The sequence below is a fragment of the Gottfriedia sp. ABJ_BB2_2 genome (genome assembly GCF_055484705.1).
On sequence record NZ_JBVFKR010000036.1, the window covers coordinates 1 to 431 of the forward strand.

Annotated in this window: 3 tRNA genes; all 3 read left to right on the plus strand. The window is 49.7% G+C overall.

From position 1 onward, the window contains the following. The first annotated feature begins 45 nt into the window (after positions 1-45). The 3 genes from ACX6U0_RS21330 to ACX6U0_RS21340 all read left to right on the plus strand — a co-directional run bounded on the left by ACX6U0_RS21330 (position 46) and on the right by ACX6U0_RS21340 (position 290). Positions 46-122: transfer RNA gene (locus tag ACX6U0_RS21330), tRNA-Arg, on the plus strand. A 5-nt stretch (positions 123-127) separates the two neighbouring features. Beyond that, a tRNA-Pro gene (locus ACX6U0_RS21335) sits at positions 128-204 on the plus strand. 10 nt (positions 205-214) lie between these two features. Further along, positions 215-290: transfer RNA gene (locus tag ACX6U0_RS21340), tRNA-Ala, on the plus strand. The last annotated feature ends 141 nt before the right edge of the window (positions 291-431 follow it).

Here is a 431-nt window from a genome sequence, read left to right on the forward strand (position 1 = left end):
ACCCCGTGCCGGTTCGAGTCCGGCCCTCGGTACCATTTTTAATATGCGCCCGTAGCTCAATTGGATAGAGCGTTTGACTACGGATCAAAAGGTTATGGGTTCGAGTCCTTTCGGGCGCGCCATATTACGGGAAGTGGCTCAGCTTGGTAGAGCACCTGGTTTGGGACCAGGGGGTCGCAGGTTCAAATCCTGTCTTCCCGACCATTTTCATTACGGGGCCTTAGCTCAGCTGGGAGAGCGCCTGCCTTGCACGCAGGAGGTCAGCGGTTCGATCCCGCTAGGCTCCACCATTTATATATGATCCTTGAAAACTAAACAAAACATGAAGTAAAACGTCAATTATTAGTTTTTTGAGCAATACAAGATTTAAACTTAACTATTATGGAGAGTTTGATCCTGGCTCAGGACGAACGCTGGCGGCGTGCCTAATA